The sequence below is a fragment of the Rickettsiales bacterium Ac37b genome (assembly GCA_000746585.2).
In the GTDB taxonomy this organism is placed as follows: domain Bacteria; phylum Pseudomonadota; class Alphaproteobacteria; order Rickettsiales; family Arcanibacteraceae; genus Ac37b.
On record CP009217.2, the window covers coordinates 1,359,746 to 1,376,877 of the forward strand.

The following is a 17,132-nucleotide window of genomic DNA, read 5'->3' on the forward strand; positions in this document are numbered from 1 at the left end:
GTGTAAAGGATTATAGTATATAACTATGTGGGGTAAAACAGATGAATAAGTGGATATATAGCTTTGGTAGCAATACTGAGGGTAATGCGTCTATGAAGGAATTACTTGGCGGTAAAGGTGCTGGTTTAGCTGAAATGTGTAACATCGGAATCGCTGTACCGCCTGGTTTTACAATCACAACAGAAGTATGTACCTACTATTATCAGCATGAAAGACAATTACCAGGTGATTTAGAAGAACAATTAAATAGGGCACTTGCTAATATAGAAGATAAATTACAGGCAAAATTTGGTGATAAAAATAATCCATTATTAGTTTCAGTACGTTCAGGGGCTAGGGCTTCTATGCCTGGTATGATGGATACTATCTTAAATTTAGGGCTTAATGATCAAACAGTTGAGGGGCTCGCAGAAAAAACAGGTAATAAGCGCTTTGCTTATGATAGTTATCGTAGATTTATACAAATGTATGCTAATGTAGTCTTAGATGTTTCGCATTCATATTTTGAGGAAATAATATCACATAGAAAATTTGTTCATAATATCAAGCAAGATTCAGATTTAACAATTGAAGATTTATTAAGAATTATTAGTGAATTTAAGCAAAAAATCTTAGATGAAACAGGTAGGCCGTTCCCAGAAGATACTAAAGAGCAGCTATGGGCTGCTGTAAAGGCGGTATTTAATTCTTGGATGAATAACAGGGCAATTACCTATCGTAAATTAAATGATATACCAGAAGAATGGGGAACAGCAGTTAATATACAGTCTATGGTATTTGGTAATATGGGACAAGATTGTGGTACAGGTGTGGCTTTTACACGTAACCCCTCTACCGGTGAAAAAGTTTTATATGGAGAATATTTAGTTAATGCTCAAGGAGAAGATGTAGTAGCTGGTATACGTACTCCTATGCCTATCAAGCATATGCAAGAATCAATGCCTGATGTTTTTAATGAATTTGTTAATATATCTCAAAAATTGGAAAAACATTATTCCGATATGCAAGATATAGAATTTACGGTGCAAAATAATAGGTTATGGATTTTACAAACTCGCAATGGTAAACGTAGTGCGCAAGCTGCTATAAAAATAGCAGTGGATATGGTGCAAGAAGGGCTTATATCGCAAGAAGATGCTGTAAGAAGAGTTAACCCAGAATCTCTAGATCAAATTTTACACCCTACCATTGATCCAAATGCCAAATGTAATATAATAGCGCAAGGGTTACCTGCATCGCCAGGAGTGGCATCTGGTATGGTAGTGTTTTCTGCATCAGACGCAGAAAAATATCTTTCTGAACATAAAAAAACAATTTTAGTTAGGATTGAGACCAGTCCAGAGGATATTAGTGGCATGAATGCTGCTTGCGGTATTTTAACTGCAAGAGGCGGGATGACATCTCATGCAGCTGTAGTAGCGCGTGGCATGGGAAAAAGCTGTGTTTGTGGAGCTTCAAATGTCAATATAGACTATAAAAATGCTACGTTAAGTGTGAATGGTTATGTAGTGAAAGAAGGTGAGGTTATTACTATTAATGGCTCTACTGGTGAAATTATTTTAGGTGAGATACCTACTATACAGCCTAATCTTTCTAGTGAATTCATGCAATTAATGCAATGGGTAGATGAGATACGTGCTATGGGGGTTAGAGCAAATGCAGAAACGGCCCATGATATCAAGATGGCATTTAAATTTGGGGCTGACGGTATAGGTTTATGTAGAACAGAGCATATGTTTTTTGATGATGATAGAATAATTGTGATGCGTGAAATGATAGTTTCAGAGTCTGTGGAAGGGCGCAAAAAATCCTTAGAGAAGCTACTACCTATGCAAAGAAATGATTTTATATCAATTTTAGAATTAGCACAAAGTAAAACAGTCAATATTAGATTACTTGATCCTCCATTACATGAATTTTTGCCACATACTGAAAAGGAAATAAAAGAAGTAGCTAAGGCTTCTGGATTAAGTATAGAAGTTATAGAAGAAAATGCTTATAAGCTTAAGGAAATGAATCCTATGCTTGGCCATAGAGGATGTAGGTTAGGTATTTCTTATCCTGAAATTTATGAAATGCAAGCTCGTGCCATTTTTGAAGCTATGATAGAAGTGATGACCAAAGATGGCATAAAGCCAGTGGTTGAAATTATGGTTCCTCTGGTAATTAGTGGCAAAGAGTTATCTATTTTAAAGGATTTAATTGTAAAAGAAGCAAATAGATTAGAAACTGCTCATAAAATAAAATTAAATTATCAAGTAGGAACAATGATAGAGTTACCAAGAGCGGCCTTAATGGCACATGAAATAGCAGAGCATGCAGAATTTTTTAGCTTTGGTACTAATGATTTGACCCAAACTACTTTAGGCATTTCTAGAGATGATTCTGGTTCTTTCTTACATACTTATAAAGAGAAAAATATCTTATCTGAAGATCCATTTGTAAGGTTGGACGAATCTGGAGTAGGAGAGCTAATGAAAATTGCTGTTGAACGTGGACGTAGTACTAAAAATGATTTAAAAATAGGAATATGTGGAGAACATGGAGGTAATCCTAAAACCATGAAATTTGTCCAAGATTTAGGATTAGAATATGTGTCATGTTCACCATATAGAATCCCAATAGCAAGGCTTGCAGCTGCACAGATTAAGATATCTGAGGGCTAAATGTGTTAAGGGTATTAAATATTCATGAGGTCTGGAATAGAAAAGGTATAAAATGCGTTTATTGATTATAGGTGATTTATCGGGTCAATTTGGAGCAGCAAGTAAGATTGCGGTAAATAGGGGGACACGAGTTAAGCAGGTAGGGAGTATTATGGATGCATTAGAATTGCTCCGGAATGGTCAAGGTGCTGATTTAATTATGATGGATGTGAATCAATCAGTAGAAGAGCTTATCAAAAAATTAACTAGTGAACGTATTTATATACCCGTTGTTGCATGTGGATTTGATCATCACAAGGAAAAAGCCGTGAATGCTATACGTGCGGGAGCAAAAGACTATATTACTTTACCGCCTAATGAAGAATTAATAGCTGCCATATTTGCTTCAATTGCTGAAGAAGTAAGCATGATTATAGGTAATTCTGATATTATGAAACCTATAATGAATTTAGTGGATAGGATATCGCCTTCAGAAGCAAATGTTTTAGTCAGTGGAGAATCGGGTACTGGTAAGGAAGTTATCTCACGTTATATACATCAAAAAAGTAAACGGGCTGGTAAACCTTTTATAGCAATTAATTGTGCAGCTATTCCTGAAAATTTGCTTGAATCTGAGCTATTTGGCCATGAAAAAGGATCTTTTACTGGAGCAGTTGCACGTAGAATTGGTAAGTTTGAAGAGGCAAATAATGGTACGTTATTACTTGATGAAATTAGTGAAATAGATATAAAGCTACAAGCTAAATTATTAAGAGCAATTCAAGAAAAAGAAATTGAAAGAATTGGTGGTAATAATACAATAAAGCTTAATTTGCGTATTATTGCAACCAGTAATCGGATTCTACATAAAGAAGTTGAAGCTGGTAATTTTCGTGAAGATTTATTTTTTAGGTTAAATATTATTAACGTAGATCTTCCACCACTACGTGATCGCAAAGAAGATATTTTATTATTTTCTGGGCATTTTATAAAAAAATATGCTGCATTAAATGGATTGTCTATACCAGTTTTGAGCGAAGGAGCAAAAGAGTTTATTTTGAATTACAGGTGGCCTGGTAATATTAGAGAATTAGAAAATGTTATTCATAGAGCAGTATTACTTGCAGTAGATAATAAAATTACTAAAGAGTCTTTAATGCTGCATAATAAACAAGAGCCTGTATTAGAGCAGCGATCATTAGATAATTCTCTAGTTGGTAGGACTGTTGATAGTGTTGAAAAAGAATTGATTATGTCTACACTTAAACATTGCTTAGGAAATAGAACTCATGCTGCTAATATTTTAGGTATATCAATTCGTACTTTACGTAATAAATTAAATACTTACAGTAAAGAAGGTATGGATCTTGATGCCCATGTGTTAATGGATGAAGAATGATAAAACTTATTCCTAATCATGTAGCAATTATTATGGATGGTAATGGGCGTTGGGCTAGAGCTCATAATATACCTAAATTACTCGGACATAAAAAGGGTGCAGAGACTGCTAAAACCATTATTAAAGCCTGTATAGATTTGGGAATACCTTGCCTTACTTTATATGCTTTCTCATCTGAGAATTGGAATAGGCCAGAGCAAGAAGTCAATGATTTAATGGAGTTACTACGGATTTATTTGCAGGATGAGGTAGAAGCTTTGCATAAGAATAATGTTAAATTACGCATTATTGGTGATGTAGGTAAACTACCATTAGATGTACAAACAGAAGTGTTAAAATGTCAAGATTTGACAAAGGATAATAATGCTATTAATGTTAATATAGCTCTTAGTTATGGTAGTAGGCAAGAAATTATAATAGCCGTACGAAGAATAGCAAAAGATATATTAGCAGGAAAATTAAACCTAGAAGAAATAGATATAGATAAATTTAGTGATTATTTATATACATATAGTATGCCAGATCCTGACTTGTTGATTAGAACAAGTGGAGAACAAAGATTAAGTAATTTTTTATTATGGCAATCAGCATATACAGAATTATTTTTTACAGATATTTTATGGCCTGATTTTACAAAAGAAGATTTAAATCATGCAATTACAGAATTTCAAACTCGAGAAAGAAGATATGGTAGTTAATTATGGTAAGTTTGTAAGCAAAGAGTTAGTATTGAGAACTATATCAGCGTTGCTTCTTGCGCCAATTATATTATTTATAGTTTATCAAGGGGGTATAGTATATATTGGTACAGTTATAATTATAGCTGTTTTGATGGCATTTGAATGGAGTGATTTGTTAAAAAATAAATATGAAGATAATCAAAAAGCTTTACAAATTTGGAAACTAATTGCTTTAGTATATATTCTATTACCGTGTACTTCTCTGATATGGCTGCGAGCACATACTAATGGAGCAGTGATTATAATATGGTTATTAGCTATAGTTTGGGTGACTGATATAGGAGCTTATATAGGTGGCAATTTAATAGGTGGGTGGAAGTTATGTCCAAAAATTAGTCCTAAAAAAACCTGGTCTGGATTTGTATGTGGCATATTAGCTGCCTATTTGGTAGGTATAATAACCTCTGTCTACGCACACTCGCATAAACCAAGTTTTTTAATAGCGCTTAGTATAGTACTTTCTATATACGGACAAATAGGGGATTTAATAGAATCTTGGATAAAACGTAAGTTTGGTGTTAAAAATAGTGGTCATATTATACCTGGTCATGGAGGTATTTTAGATAGGGTTGATAGTTTAGTGCCAGTAGCACCGAAAGTGGTATTAGTAGTATTATTTGATAAGTGGGGAATGTTTTAATATAGCTGCAGCAATTTAAATATTATGCAGTTAGCTCAAAGCTTTCCTACTAATTTGTAGCCTTCGCTTTATTCTTAGCCTAGTCCCAAATAGGACTAAGAAATAAATTCACTTCATAAAATCTATCTGGTAATTAGTTTCTGAGAATTATGGTTAAGCTGCTTTATATGAGCGTCAAGTAATTTCAATATCTCTGGGTGGTTAGTATTTTGTTTACCAGTTTCTATTAAAGAATTGAAATTTTGATGATGCATAAACTCTAAATATCTTTTGAGCGTCCATACCATTTCATTCTTGATTGCTCCTAAGAAATTATTTGTAATGATTTCTAGATTTTTAGGAAATAAAGCTGCATTTTCTGTAAAAATATTATAGCTAAATATTTTATTGAGTAGAGGTTTAGGCAATTTTTTTAGATAACATAAATCTGGGGAATTATTAAGATCATTGCTGACTGTTAATAAGGACAATGTATGTTTACCAAGGTGAGATTTATCAAGACTATTATCAAGAAGTTGGTTGACAAATTTTTCATTAACATTATGGGCGGGTAATTTATCAACTTTTTCAGTGAGTAATATATATATTACTGCTGATTTTCGTTCTAATAAATTTTTTACTTCATTTTGATTTAAGATTTCTCCTTTAACTATTAAATCAGCTAATTTTGATGCTTCTTTATAGTTATTTTCTAGTAATCGCTTTAATTCTCTAGAAGAGGTTGATTTAGAAAATGTGGTTTCGAGCGTTATTAAGTTTTTATTATTTTTTATAAATGTAGCTAAATTATCAATTATAGAGCGAGAAAAGTCACAATTATTATGAGAGGGTAGAGTAATTTTAAGTATATTTAATGAAGAATTACGTAAATATTTTGTAATCACAGAAAATCCTTGATTAGAAAGAGAAAAATTATCACTTAAATTAAGAGAAATAATATTATCATTTATAGATAAAACATCCATAAGCGCTACTAAACCCTTATCACCAAGATAATTAAATTCATTTGTCATAAAGTTTTTGTTGTCCATAGAAAAAACCTCCTCGGTATCTATGGGGCCACTTAAATCCAAATCTCTAAGATTACTTTTTGTCAGGGTTTGACTAATGACTTGCATTCCTTTGAGTCCTATATTATTAGAAGCTAGGGATAAAGTTAGTAGTGACTTATTACTCATTAAAGAAGGGGCCAGATCTATTATATCTTCATTATTAAACATATTATTAGTTAAGTGTAATGTTTGTAATTTAGAGTTATTTGTTAGCAAGAATTTTAATGCAGTAAGTAGTGATTGTTTGTGTTCTACCTTTTTGACAGTAGATGAAAGATTTAAAGACTTTATAGATTTATGATTACGTATAGTAGAAATAATTGATGTGATAGCTTCGGAAGTAAGTGAAGTACCTTCTAAACTAAAATATGTAATATTTGTATTTGCGCTAAGAGCTTGCGCTATCTCTTCTATATCCTCACTACTAAATTTACTATGATTTAAATTAAAGGTATTTAAAGATTTATTTTCTTTTAATATATTTGTAATATATTGGGTATAAAAATTAGGTATATCACATTTAAATTCACAAAATATCATGAACTTATTATGTTTTATAGCTTCGCATAGAGAGGTAAGAATATAATTATTTGAAATATTAATATATATTTTAGTTATAGAAGGATCATTATCTGATAGCTTCTTAATAATATTCTGAATTTCCTCTTTAGAAGAATAGTGGTCTAGATAACATATATCATTTGTACAAGAATTATTATTGGATAGTTTTCTAATACTCTTCCTTTCTTTTTCTTGAGAAAAATGGTTCTCTAAATATTTCATATCTTTATTATAAGCGTCAAAATTACTATTGATTATGCAATATATGAAATGTTAAATAAAATCAACAAATTTTTAAATATTTATAATATTGTAATAATATTTTAGAAAGCTATATAAAATCAATAAAAAGGTAAGATTTATTTACGTACTAAATATTCTTTTATAAGTTTTAATTCCAAAATTTTAAAAAACCAGGCAAAAGCTAAATAGGTTATACATCCTATCGTAATAATGATGAATAATGTTATAACCCTTAGTATTTCTGAGCTATTTAATAAAAAATTCTTTGAAAGATAAGTCAATATTATAAGAATGCATGACATAAAGCCTGCAGAAAAGATAATTTTTATAATATTTTGTTTTAACTGTAAATCTGGTTGAAAATTCTTACGTTTATATAAAATGATACCTAATAAACTCGCATTTAAGAAGCATGATATTGAGCCAGACAGTGCAATTCCTACGTGTTTTAAAGGATATATTAATAATAAACTACATATAATATTTGTTAAAATACATATGAGAGATATTTTTAATGGTGTTTTAGTATCATAGTGGGCAAAGAAACAAGGCGCAAAAATCTTGATGGCTATTGCAGCAGGTAGTCCAATAGCAAAGGCAATCAAAGCATGAGAAGTATTAAGAGTATCAATAGGTGTGAAAGCGTTTCTTTCAAAAAGAATCATAATAATAGGTTTTGCTAGAATAATAAGAGCTAAGCAACACGGTATACTGAGTAGTAAAGAGATTTCTAAAGCACGATTTTGTGTGGCTAAAGCACGAGTTTTATCTAATTGTTTAAGTTGTTTAGAGAGGGAAGGTAGTAATATTGTGCCCATAGAGATACCTATTAAAGCAAGAGGTAATTGATGGATTCTATCTGCATAAGATAAGGTAGAAATAGCTCCAGGTATAAATGAAGCTATAATTTGGTCAATGATTATATTAATTTGAACTACTCCGCCACTTATGATTGCTGGTATAATATTCTTAAATAGTTTACGTATATCATTGTCTAAGCTAGGATAAATAGGTTTAACTAGTAAATTTGCAGATTTAGCTGCAATAATAATAAAAATAAGTTGTACAATACCTGCGATTAATACTCCCCATGCTAATGCATGTGCTGAAGTTGGCATAAAATCTGCACCTAACCATAAGGTAAGAATTATAGATATATTAAGTAAAATAGGTGAAAAAGCAAAAGCGCTGAATTTACCTACACTATTGAGAATGCCGCCGAATAAAGATACTAAGGATATAAATAATAAATAAGGAGTAGTAATGAAGGACAGTTCTAAAGAAAGATTGAACCTGCTTTGATCTTGATTTATTGCAAAGCCAGGGGCTAATATATATATTAATGTTGGTAATATTAATTCTAAGAAAATTATAAAAACTATTAAGCTAATTAATAATAAAGTTAATACTTTTGCAGCGAAGATTTTAGCCTTTTCAATACCTTCGCTAGCAATTTTCCCTGTGAAAATAGGTACAAATGCTGAACTGAAACCACCCTCTGCAAATATTCTACGGAAAAAATTAGGTAAACGGAAGGCAACATTAAATGCATCTGCTAAAGTGCCAGTTCCAAGAGCTGAGGTTATAAATATATCACGTATAAATCCAAAAATACGGGATATAAACGTAAAAAATGCTACAGTAATACCAGATCTAAATAATGACATACTAGTTTTATTAGGTAATTTTATGATTTTTAAATTTTTACTATACTATAAATTTCTACATTGAGTTTTAAAGAATTTTTTTATTTTAAGCAAGGTTGATTTTAAAATTAAGTGCAAATTATATTATTAGTGAAAGCTGAACAATAGCGTTATTCAGCATTTAATGAATAACGCCAGGTAGTACTTAAAATTATTATCTATTATGCTGATTATTTTTATTTTGTTTTTCATTAGTCACTTTTTGTACAAAATTAGTGAATAAGCTAGCATCTAATTGGGTGTATTTATGATATTTATATTCTTCAAAAATATCTTGAATACTTGGATTTTCTTTCCTCTTGCTAGGGTTTGTCACTAAGCTAGAGGAGGCTAAAGACTCTGATTGTGATTCTTTAGGACTTATATTTTGAGAATATTTAGATGCTTTTAACTTCTCATCTAGAAGATATAGGCCATTTTTAATATTTTCAATTTTTCTATCTAAATGATGGATTTGATCTTTAAATGTCTTTATTTCTTCTTTTTTAGTTTCAAAAAATTTATTATCTAAAATAGCTCCCGAGTTAATCAGTATTTCTTGTATAGATTCAAATTTATTTTCAACTGCATAATGTAGAGGAGTTTTACCAAAACAGCATACAATATTGAGATTAATATTATATTCTAGTAAAAGTTTTGTTATTTCAGTGTGACCTTTTATAATAGCGTAATGTAAAGCTGACATATTAAATTGATCTGTGGAATTTATGTCAAGCCTATTAGATAGTAAAAGGTTTTTCGTAAAGTTAAAATCGCCTTTAATAACTGCAATATGCAGTATATTTTTGCCATCTTTATCAGTCCATTTATATAATTCTAGATTTTGAAAGTTAGATTTTAATCGGGGTTGGGTTGAAGTAGTTGTAGCTTTATTAAACGTACCTTCATAACAGTTTTCATTTTGCTGTATATTAGGTTGAACATTAGAATTATTAGTTGGATATGAATATTTTTTGTGTAATTGTTTAAACATATTGGAGGCCCTAAATATTAATTTATTAACTATAAATGTTATAATAAAAGATTAACTTCTATTAATAATTATAGTTATATTATTTATTAATAAAATTGTAAATAAATATTTATATAAAAAATTATGAGGTATTGAGGTTAAGAGAAAAAATTGATTTTCTTGCTATAACCCTCTTGCTTTAATAAAAGTATTTTGTTACTTTGAAAGGCTTATATAGTAAATTGATTTGAATTTGTGACATCGTTAGCTCTTCTACTATTTGTAGGATTCGTTCTATCTGAGGTTCATATTAATAATCAACTGTTTTCACTATGTAGAGTAATTCCAGGTTTTAAGAATTAGGCATGTATTATCGTATATTTTTTTTTAAGATATTATTTTTTTTGATAAGTTCGGCTTTAGCCATGGCAAATGATATGCCTAATCTGGAGAAAATGGAAATAGAGTTAGGTGATTATAGGCAAGAAGATTTTCCTGTAACTGATACGTATGAAGAAGATTTTTCTGAAGATAATAAAAATATACCTGCAGATTTTTTAGATTCTTTAGAAAATGATTCAGGAGATATTAAACCTTTGAAAGGTGCATATCAAGAGATAGCCAAATTATCTATATTAAATAAAATTACTGCAGAGAATTCTATTATAAATGCAAAAGTGGGGCAATCTGTAAATTTTAAGAACTTTAAAATTATACCTGTGTTATGTTGGAAATCCTCTGTAAATGATGAAAGTAAAGTATTATTAGATATAAGTGATGAGAATGTAGAGGAGCAGAAAAAGATTTTTTATGGTTGGATGTTAGCCCATAAGCCTAGTGTTGTAACATTTGAACATCCTGTATATGATATTACAATATTAGAATGTGCGATGGCAGCAAATAAAGATGAGGATGATAAGAAATGAAATATAGCATAACAGTAATATTATGGTTTTTACCTTTATTATTAACCAATGAATTATATGCTATGGATACCAAGGCATTATATGCAATTTTGGTTGATAATAACACTAATACAGTATTATTAGAAAAAAATGCGGATGCTCCTATGGCTCCCTCATCTATGAGTAAATTGATGACAGTATACTTAGTATTTGAGCAGCTCAAAAATAATCTTATATCTTTAGAAGATCAATTTACTGTAAGTGAGAGGGCTTGGCGTAAGCAAGGCTCAAAAATGTTTTTAAAGTTAGATAGCAAAGTATCAGTTAAGGAATTACTACTTGGCACAGTAGTGCAATCAGGTAATGATGCCTGTATTGCTCTTGCAGAAGGTGTAATGGGTAGCGAACTTGCTTTTACTGAAGCTATGAATAAAAAAGCTCAGGAATTTGGCATGAAAAATACGTTTTTTAAAAACGCAAGTGGCTGGCCTGAAGAAGGTCATATCATGAGTGTGCGTGATTTGTATATTTTATCTAAACGTCTTATTGAGGATTTTCCTGAATATTATGATTATTTTGCTATTAAAGATTATACGTTTAATGGTATAAAACAAGAAAATAGGAACAGTTTACTTGCACGTAATATAGGTGTAGATGGCCTTAAGACAGGGCATGCTGATGATGCTGGATATGGGGTTGCAGTGTCATCGTTAATTAACGGTCGTAGATTAATATTAGTTATTAATGGTATGGATAGTATGCAATCTCGAGCTATAGAAGCAGAATCTTTATTAAATTATGGTTTTTTAAATTTTACTAATGTTACAGCAGCCAAGGCTAATCAACCTATAGAAAAGATTGAAGTGTTACTTGGAAAAAGTAAAACTTTAGAAGTTGTATCTGATAAAGATATTATCATGACTGTTCCTACCCAGGATGTTAACAAAGTTAAAATTGAGAAGGAGTATACTGCTTCTCTTAAAGCTCCTATTCAAAAAGGTGATATTGTAGGAAAACTCATTATTAAAATTGGTGAAGATAAACAAGAATTTCCACTATACTCTAATGAAAATATACAAGAATTGCCATTTTTTTCGCGTATATATAATCAGATTAAATATTATTTATTAGATTCTAATTAATATTTTATTTATAATTTTATTTTACATTCTTATACAGGCTTTGATTATACTCAGTAGCCTAATTGTGTTGTGTGTTTTGAAACTAGTAGTGATATTAATATGCAAAGGTTATTAAATTTTACTTTAAATACAAAATCTATAAATTTAATATTGCTATTTTTATTATTTATGCAGGACAGTTTTGCCACACAATTAAGTGCTAGGACAAAAAATATATCAAGTGGAAAATATGCATCATTAGTGGTTGATGCAGATAAGGGTATAGTGTTATATAGTGATAATGCTGACCAATTAAGGCATCCTGCTTCTCTTACTAAAATGATGACATTATATTTAACATTTGAAGCAATGAAAGCTGGTAAATTTAATTTTAACGATAAATTAGGGGTGTCAAGCTATGCTGCTTCGCGTCCAAAGACTAATTTAGGACTGAGAGTGGGTGAAAAAATTTTAGTACGTGATGCTATTCTTGCTGCGATAGTAAAATCAGCTAATGATGCTGTGGTCGTACTTGCTGAAGCTGTATCTAAGGATGAAAAAATTTTTGCATTAAAAATGACAAAACGTGCCCAAGATCTTGGTATGTCTCAAACGGTGTTTCGTAATGCATCAGGTTTACACCATGCAGAACAGGTAAGTACAGCTTATGATATGGCTAAGCTGGCTATTGCTTTATATAGAGATTTTCCTGAGTATTACCATTTATTTTCCCGTACTAGTTTTGCGTTTAGGGGAAAAACTTATAAAGGTCATAATAATGTATTGAATAGTTACAAAGGGGCTACTGGTTTAAAAACAGGATTTATTAATGCTTCTGGGTATAATTTGGTGACTTCTGCTACAAGGGGTAGCACCAAGCTTGTGGGGGTGGTAATGGGTGAAGAAACAGCAAGAAGTAGAGATATAAAAATGGCTAGTTTATTAGACAAGCATTTTACCAGAAGAGCTGGATCTAAAGATATTACTTTGGAAGAATTTATAGATGTAGTAAATTATGACACCAATACCCAAAAAATAAAACCTCATACTGTACATTATGCTGCAGTAGCAAATAATAAACTAAAATCTGTTCATAATACTAATAAAATAAAGCGCAATAAGAGATATTCACGTTATTATGCTAGTGTTGCGATGAATAATCCCAATAAAAACTTTCAAGTTAAATTAAAGAAAAATAAACGTGCTAGTGATAAAAATATATAACATGTTATGTAAAAAATTTATTGATCTTTAATATATATTCATATATTAGGTTTGACTAAATAATCTTAACGTTGTGAGCCTTCATGTTATTATTTATTATACTAATGATGTCAGTTTTAGCTGGAACTGAGATAGACTTAATTGTACCGAGTTTTCCCAATTTACAAGAAGAGTTTGTCTTAACTCCATATATGGTAGAATTGACTTTAGGGGTAAATTTAGTAGCTCATGGATTAAGTGCGTTAATTATAGGTGCTTTAGGTGATAAATATGGTAAAAGATCTATTATTCTTTATAGTATAGTAATTTTTATAATTGGGACCATAATTTGTATTTTTGCGCATCAATATTACTATATATTGATAGGTAGGGTGCTACAGGGAGTTGGTATATCAGGCCCAGCTATTCTGCCATTTATTATTATTGCTGATTTATATGAACTAAAAACTCAGCAAAAAATTATGAGTATATTAAATGGATTGATTACACTTGCCATGGCCTTTGCCCCTACTGTAGGAAGCTACATAAATTTCTACTACGGTTGGAAGGGAAATTTTATATTATTATTAATTTTGGCTCTTATATCTTTATACTTTGGTATATTATATTTGCCTAAAACAGATAAGGATCACACAGTAGATATTTCAATTAAAGGGTATTTAGCTGTATTTAAAAGTCAGAATGCAACTCTCTATATATTTTGTATATGTTTCTTAGTAGTAGGATATTGGGTATTTATTGCTTTATCTCCTATTTTATATATGGGATCTTTAGGAGTAAATATAAGGGATTTTGGAGTATATCAAGGCGTCATGGCATTTGTGTTTGCTATTACAAGCTTAGGTCACTATAAGATTATCAGTGTTCTTGGCGAAAAGAGAAGCTTTATGATAGGTATAGGCTTGTTTATAGTATTTATTATTGCGTCTATTATAGTAATAGTACTTGACATAAAGAAACCATGGATTATTACATTTGTTGTTTCTATATATTCTTTAGGTATGACACCTATAGTAAATATATTATATCCCATTATGTTATCATCAAGTAAAACCGGTAAAGCTCGACTCGGTGCTTCAATTACAACATTTAAATTATTAATCTTTTTTGCTAATGTACAAATTGTCAGCTATATTTATATAGATAGCTATATGTATATAGGGTTATCAATTTGTGTAAATCTAGTAATTGCTCTATTTTTATTGAGTAAATTATTTAAAAACAAGGCAATTTTAATTAGCTAATATGTTATTAAAAATAAAATTCTTCCATTAATTTACATGCTTTAAATTATTCAATGACAGCAGAAGGAGCTTGCTTAATAATTTTTTGTGACCGTATTAATAATACTAAGGGCATCATTATCAGGCTCATTATAAACATAAATTTAAAATCATTTAGATAAGCAATTAAATAAGCTTGTTTTGTAATTTCCTGATTTATTATGTTAAAAGGTGCAAGAAGTATGTTATTAGCAAAATTTGTAGTGTAATACAACGCTATTTTACTATTATAAGGAGTGATATATTCTGCTAAATAGGCATGATTAATTTGTACGGAGTGAGATAAAACTACATTTGCTATCGAAATACCTATACTACCACCTATATTGCGCATTAAGCTATAAAAACCTGCAGCTTCTGTTCGTTGTTTGGGGAGGAGAGTGGAAAAAGTGATCGTACTTAAAGGTACAAAAATAAAGCCAAATCCGAATCCTTGTATAAATCCTGATAATACAATTAGATGCTCGGGAACAGATAAATTAAAGTAGGTCATTTCTTTTAAAGAAAAGCTTAATAGGATAAGGCCGAATAATATTAAAAATTTTGTTTTCACTCTGTTAATTATTTTACTTACTATACTTATGGCAAGCATAGTACCAATGCCCCTTGGTACCATTAATATTCCAGCATCTATTACAGGATATTGCATAAGATTTTGTAAAAAAGGAGGTAGTAACATAGTGCTAGCATTTAATAATACCCCTAGAAAAAAAATGACTATCAATCCTATTAGAAAATTTAAATCTTTAAACATATTGATTTTTATGAAAGGATTTATAGCGTAAATAGTATGCCATATAAAAAACCAAAGAGAGATTATGGTGATTACTATATATGCAATAATTTCTTTTGACCCAAGCCAATCCACCTGTTCCCCTCTATCAAGAGCAAGCTGTATACATGTAATTGCGATAGCTAGCAAACCGAATCCTATAAAATCAAATTTTGAATTTTCTGATTCTGAATCAGGAAAATAAAGTAAAATGCCTAAAAAAGCAAGAATTCCAACAGGGACATTAACATAAAATATCCATCTCCAATTATAGTATTCAGTTAAATATCCACCTAGGCTTGGTCCGAGTATAGGTCCTACCATTACTCCTATACTCCATATTGCCATAGCGCTGCCATGTTGTTCTGGAGGATTGATATTGAGTAAGGTAGATTGAGACAAGGGTACTAATGCTGCTCCAAATACACCTTGTAAAACTCTAAAAAGTACTATTTCAGTAATAGACATGGATATGCCACATAAAATAGATGAAACTACAAAGCCAAGGACAGAGACTAAAAAAATTTTTTTTGTCCCAAATCTATTACTGATCCATCCTATAAGAGCTGTCATAATTGCTGAGCTCACTATATAGGAAGTTAGCACCCATGCAATTTGATCTTGAGTTGCAGAAAGACTGCCTTGTATATGAGGCAAAGCAACGTTTGCAATGGTTGTATCTATTACTTGTAAAATTGCTGCAAGCATTACAGAAATTGTGATCATACGTTTATTATAGGTCGGTATTTCTGCCATAATATTACTTATGTACCGGTATTGATGGTAACAGTGGTACTCATTCCTGATGCTAGCAAGGGAGTACCAGTATAATTAGTGAGTAATATTTTTACCATAATGCGCTGCACAACTTTGATCCAGTTTCCAGAGCTGTTTTGTGCAGGTAAGATAGAAAGATCTGAACCTGTTGCAGGTGTAATACTTTCTACCACGCCTTTAAGTTTTAAATCTGGGTAAGTATCAACGCTAATTTCCACTTTTTGCCCCAACTTAACATTAGCAATTTCTGTTTCTTTAAAATTGGCTTCTATCCATATATCATGAGGATCTATTAATGTACAAACTGGCAGTCCTGATAACACGCTATCTCCAGGTTTTAAAGAAAAACCTGTGATGATACCTGAGGAAGAGGCGAGTATTTTTGTTCGTTTTAAATTTAATTCAGAAAGATCTAATTTTGATTTAGCGTATAAATAAAGAGGATGCTGTTCTATAGCTATATTGGGGTTATCATTTAACGCTGCTAAGTCGTTATCTATTTGTTTCTCTGCAATGCGCATGTCCTCTTCTGCAATTTCAAAATCATTTTTAGCCTTATCGTAATTACTAGGAGCGATGGCTTTATCTATAAGTAAGGCCTCTGCACGAGAAAATTCTATCTTATTATAGATGGCATTTTTGGTTGATTGGTTAAGTCTTACTCTATCTTCTAAATATTTTATTCGTAATTGTTTAATATTATTGATCGCTTGTTCTAAATTGGCTTTAGTGCTGTTTAAGTCTAAAATAAAAGGTTCTTGATCAATTGAAAATAAAAGGGTATCTTTAGCTACCATTTGGTTGTTAGTAACAAATATTTTATCAATTTTTCCACTAACTTCTGTGGCAATGCTGATTTTGCCAGTTTTAATATAGGCGTTATCAGTAGAAATATAACGTAAGGAATGTAGATATAAGATAAGAAGTGATATTAGTATAAAACAAGGCAAACTAATAATAATAGCAATTTTTTGCCTAGGATTAGATAATTTTTTCCATGGTTTTTGTAAATTTAGGTCCACTTGGTCACCTTATTATATTATAAGCAAAACTTCAAATAATAAATTAATTCAATATTTATAGAAAATAGTATAATATTCTATTATTAAATT

General features: G+C 30.6%; 13 protein-coding genes. 8 read left to right on the forward strand and 5 right to left on the reverse strand.

The window, feature by feature from the left end; all coding sequences use genetic code 11:
• The first annotated feature begins 41 nt into the window (after positions 1 to 41).
• The 4 genes from ppdK to cdsA are packed head-to-tail and all read left to right on the forward strand — an operon-like array spanning position 42 to position 5,424.
• Entirely contained in the window at positions 42 to 2,666 is a 2,625-nt protein-coding gene (gene ppdK, locus NOVO_06880) for a Pyruvate, phosphate dikinase (GenBank protein AIL65723.1), read from the forward strand.
• 52 nt (positions 2,667 to 2,718) lie between these two features.
• Positions 2,719 to 4,044: a Transcriptional regulatory protein ZraR gene (zraR, locus tag NOVO_06885; protein AIL65724.1), complete on the forward strand. Its 1,326-nt coding sequence runs from the start codon at positions 2,719 to 2,721 to the stop codon at positions 4,042 to 4,044.
• Entirely contained in the window at positions 4,041 to 4,742 is a 702-nt protein-coding gene (gene uppS, locus NOVO_06890) for an Undecaprenyl pyrophosphate synthase (GenBank protein ID AIL65725.1), read from the forward strand. The genes zraR and uppS overlap by 4 nt, the downstream gene beginning before the upstream one ends.
• Positions 4,696 to 5,424, forward strand: a complete 729-nt coding sequence (cdsA, locus tag NOVO_06895) for a Phosphatidate cytidylyltransferase (GenBank protein AIL65726.1) — start codon at positions 4,696 to 4,698, stop codon at positions 5,422 to 5,424. Before uppS ends, cdsA begins: the two co-directional genes overlap by 47 nt.
• A gap of 122 nt (positions 5,425 to 5,546) precedes the next feature.
• Here cdsA and NOVO_06900 read toward each other — a convergent pair whose 3' ends face one another.
• The 3 genes from NOVO_06900 to NOVO_06910 form a co-directional block, all read right to left on the reverse strand.
• On the reverse strand, positions 5,547 to 7,259 hold the full coding sequence (locus tag NOVO_06900) for a Leucine-rich repeat protein (GenBank protein AIL65727.1): 1,713 nt from the start codon (positions 7,257 to 7,259) through the stop codon (positions 5,547 to 5,549).
• Between the two features lie 137 nt (positions 7,260 to 7,396).
• Entirely contained in the window at positions 7,397 to 8,947 is a 1,551-nt protein-coding gene (murJ, locus tag NOVO_06905) for a multidrug transporter MurJ (GenBank protein ID AIL65728.1), read from the reverse strand.
• 193 nt (positions 8,948 to 9,140) lie between these two features.
• On the reverse strand, positions 9,141 to 9,959 hold the full coding sequence (locus NOVO_06910; GenBank protein ID AIL65729.1) for an Ankyrin repeat protein: 819 nt from the start codon (positions 9,957 to 9,959) through the stop codon (positions 9,141 to 9,143).
• A 404-nt stretch (positions 9,960 to 10,363) separates the two neighbouring features.
• On the opposite strand from NOVO_06910, the gene NOVO_06915 reads away from it, so the two are divergent.
• From NOVO_06915 to ydhC, 4 genes are all read left to right on the forward strand, one after another.
• Complete coding sequence (locus tag NOVO_06915) at positions 10,364 to 10,864, forward strand: hypothetical protein (protein ID AIL65730.1); 501 nt, start codon at positions 10,364 to 10,366, stop codon at positions 10,862 to 10,864.
• Positions 10,861 to 11,985, forward strand: coding sequence for a D-alanyl-D-alanine carboxypeptidase dacA precursor (gene dacA / locus NOVO_06920; GenBank protein AIL65731.1), 1,125 nt, complete (start codon positions 10,861 to 10,863; stop codon positions 11,983 to 11,985). The genes NOVO_06915 and dacA overlap by 4 nt, the downstream gene beginning before the upstream one ends.
• Positions 11,986 to 12,054: 69 nt before the next feature.
• Positions 12,055 to 13,188, forward strand: coding sequence for a D-alanyl-D-alanine carboxypeptidase dacF precursor (dacF, locus tag NOVO_06925; protein ID AIL65732.1), 1,134 nt, complete (start codon positions 12,055 to 12,057; stop codon positions 13,186 to 13,188).
• Positions 13,189 to 13,271: 83 nt separating this feature from the next.
• The gene (gene ydhC, locus NOVO_06930; protein ID AIL65733.1) at positions 13,272 to 14,432 is read left to right on the forward strand and encodes an Inner membrane transport protein ydhC; all 1,161 of its coding nucleotides are present in this window, start codon (positions 13,272 to 13,274) and stop codon (positions 14,430 to 14,432) included.
• 46 nt (positions 14,433 to 14,478) lie between these two features.
• Here ydhC and emrB_2 read toward each other — a convergent pair whose 3' ends face one another.
• Complete coding sequence (emrB_2, locus tag NOVO_06935; GenBank protein AIL65734.1) at positions 14,479 to 15,999, reverse strand: Multidrug export protein EmrB; 1,521 nt, start codon at positions 15,997 to 15,999, stop codon at positions 14,479 to 14,481.
• Between the two features lie 8 nt (positions 16,000 to 16,007).
• The gene (emrA_2, locus tag NOVO_06940; GenBank protein ID AIL65735.1) at positions 16,008 to 17,042 is read right to left on the reverse strand and encodes a Multidrug export protein EmrA; all 1,035 of its coding nucleotides are present in this window, start codon (positions 17,040 to 17,042) and stop codon (positions 16,008 to 16,010) included.
• Between the last annotated feature and the right edge of the window lie 90 nt (positions 17,043 to 17,132).

Bases quoted from the DNA above. Each gene is read 5' to 3' on its own strand.
- emrB_2 (AIL65734.1), bottom strand. From the start codon at position 15,999: ATGGCAGAAATACCGACCTATAATAAACGTATGATCACAATTTCTGTA.
- NOVO_06915 (AIL65730.1), top strand. From the start codon at position 10,364: ATGGCAAATGATATGCCTAATCTGGAGAAAATGGAAATAGAGTTAGGT.
- uppS (AIL65725.1), top strand. From the start codon at position 4,041: ATGATAAAACTTATTCCTAATCATGTAGCAATTATTATGGATGGTAAT.
- ydhC (AIL65733.1), top strand. From the start codon at position 13,272: ATGTTATTATTTATTATACTAATGATGTCAGTTTTAGCTGGAACTGAG.
- NOVO_06910 (AIL65729.1), bottom strand. From the start codon at position 9,959: ATGTTTAAACAATTACACAAAAAATATTCATATCCAACTAATAATTCT.
- murJ (AIL65728.1), bottom strand. From the start codon at position 8,947: ATGTCATTATTTAGATCTGGTATTACTGTAGCATTTTTTACGTTTATA.
- dacA (AIL65731.1), top strand. From the start codon at position 10,861: ATGAAATATAGCATAACAGTAATATTATGGTTTTTACCTTTATTATTA.
- zraR (AIL65724.1), top strand. From the start codon at position 2,719: ATGCGTTTATTGATTATAGGTGATTTATCGGGTCAATTTGGAGCAGCA.
- cdsA (AIL65726.1), top strand. From the start codon at position 4,696: ATGCAATTACAGAATTTCAAACTCGAGAAAGAAGATATGGTAGTTAAT.
- NOVO_06900 (AIL65727.1), bottom strand. From the start codon at position 7,259: ATGAAATATTTAGAGAACCATTTTTCTCAAGAAAAAGAAAGGAAGAGT.
- ppdK (AIL65723.1), top strand. From the start codon at position 42: ATGAATAAGTGGATATATAGCTTTGGTAGCAATACTGAGGGTAATGCG.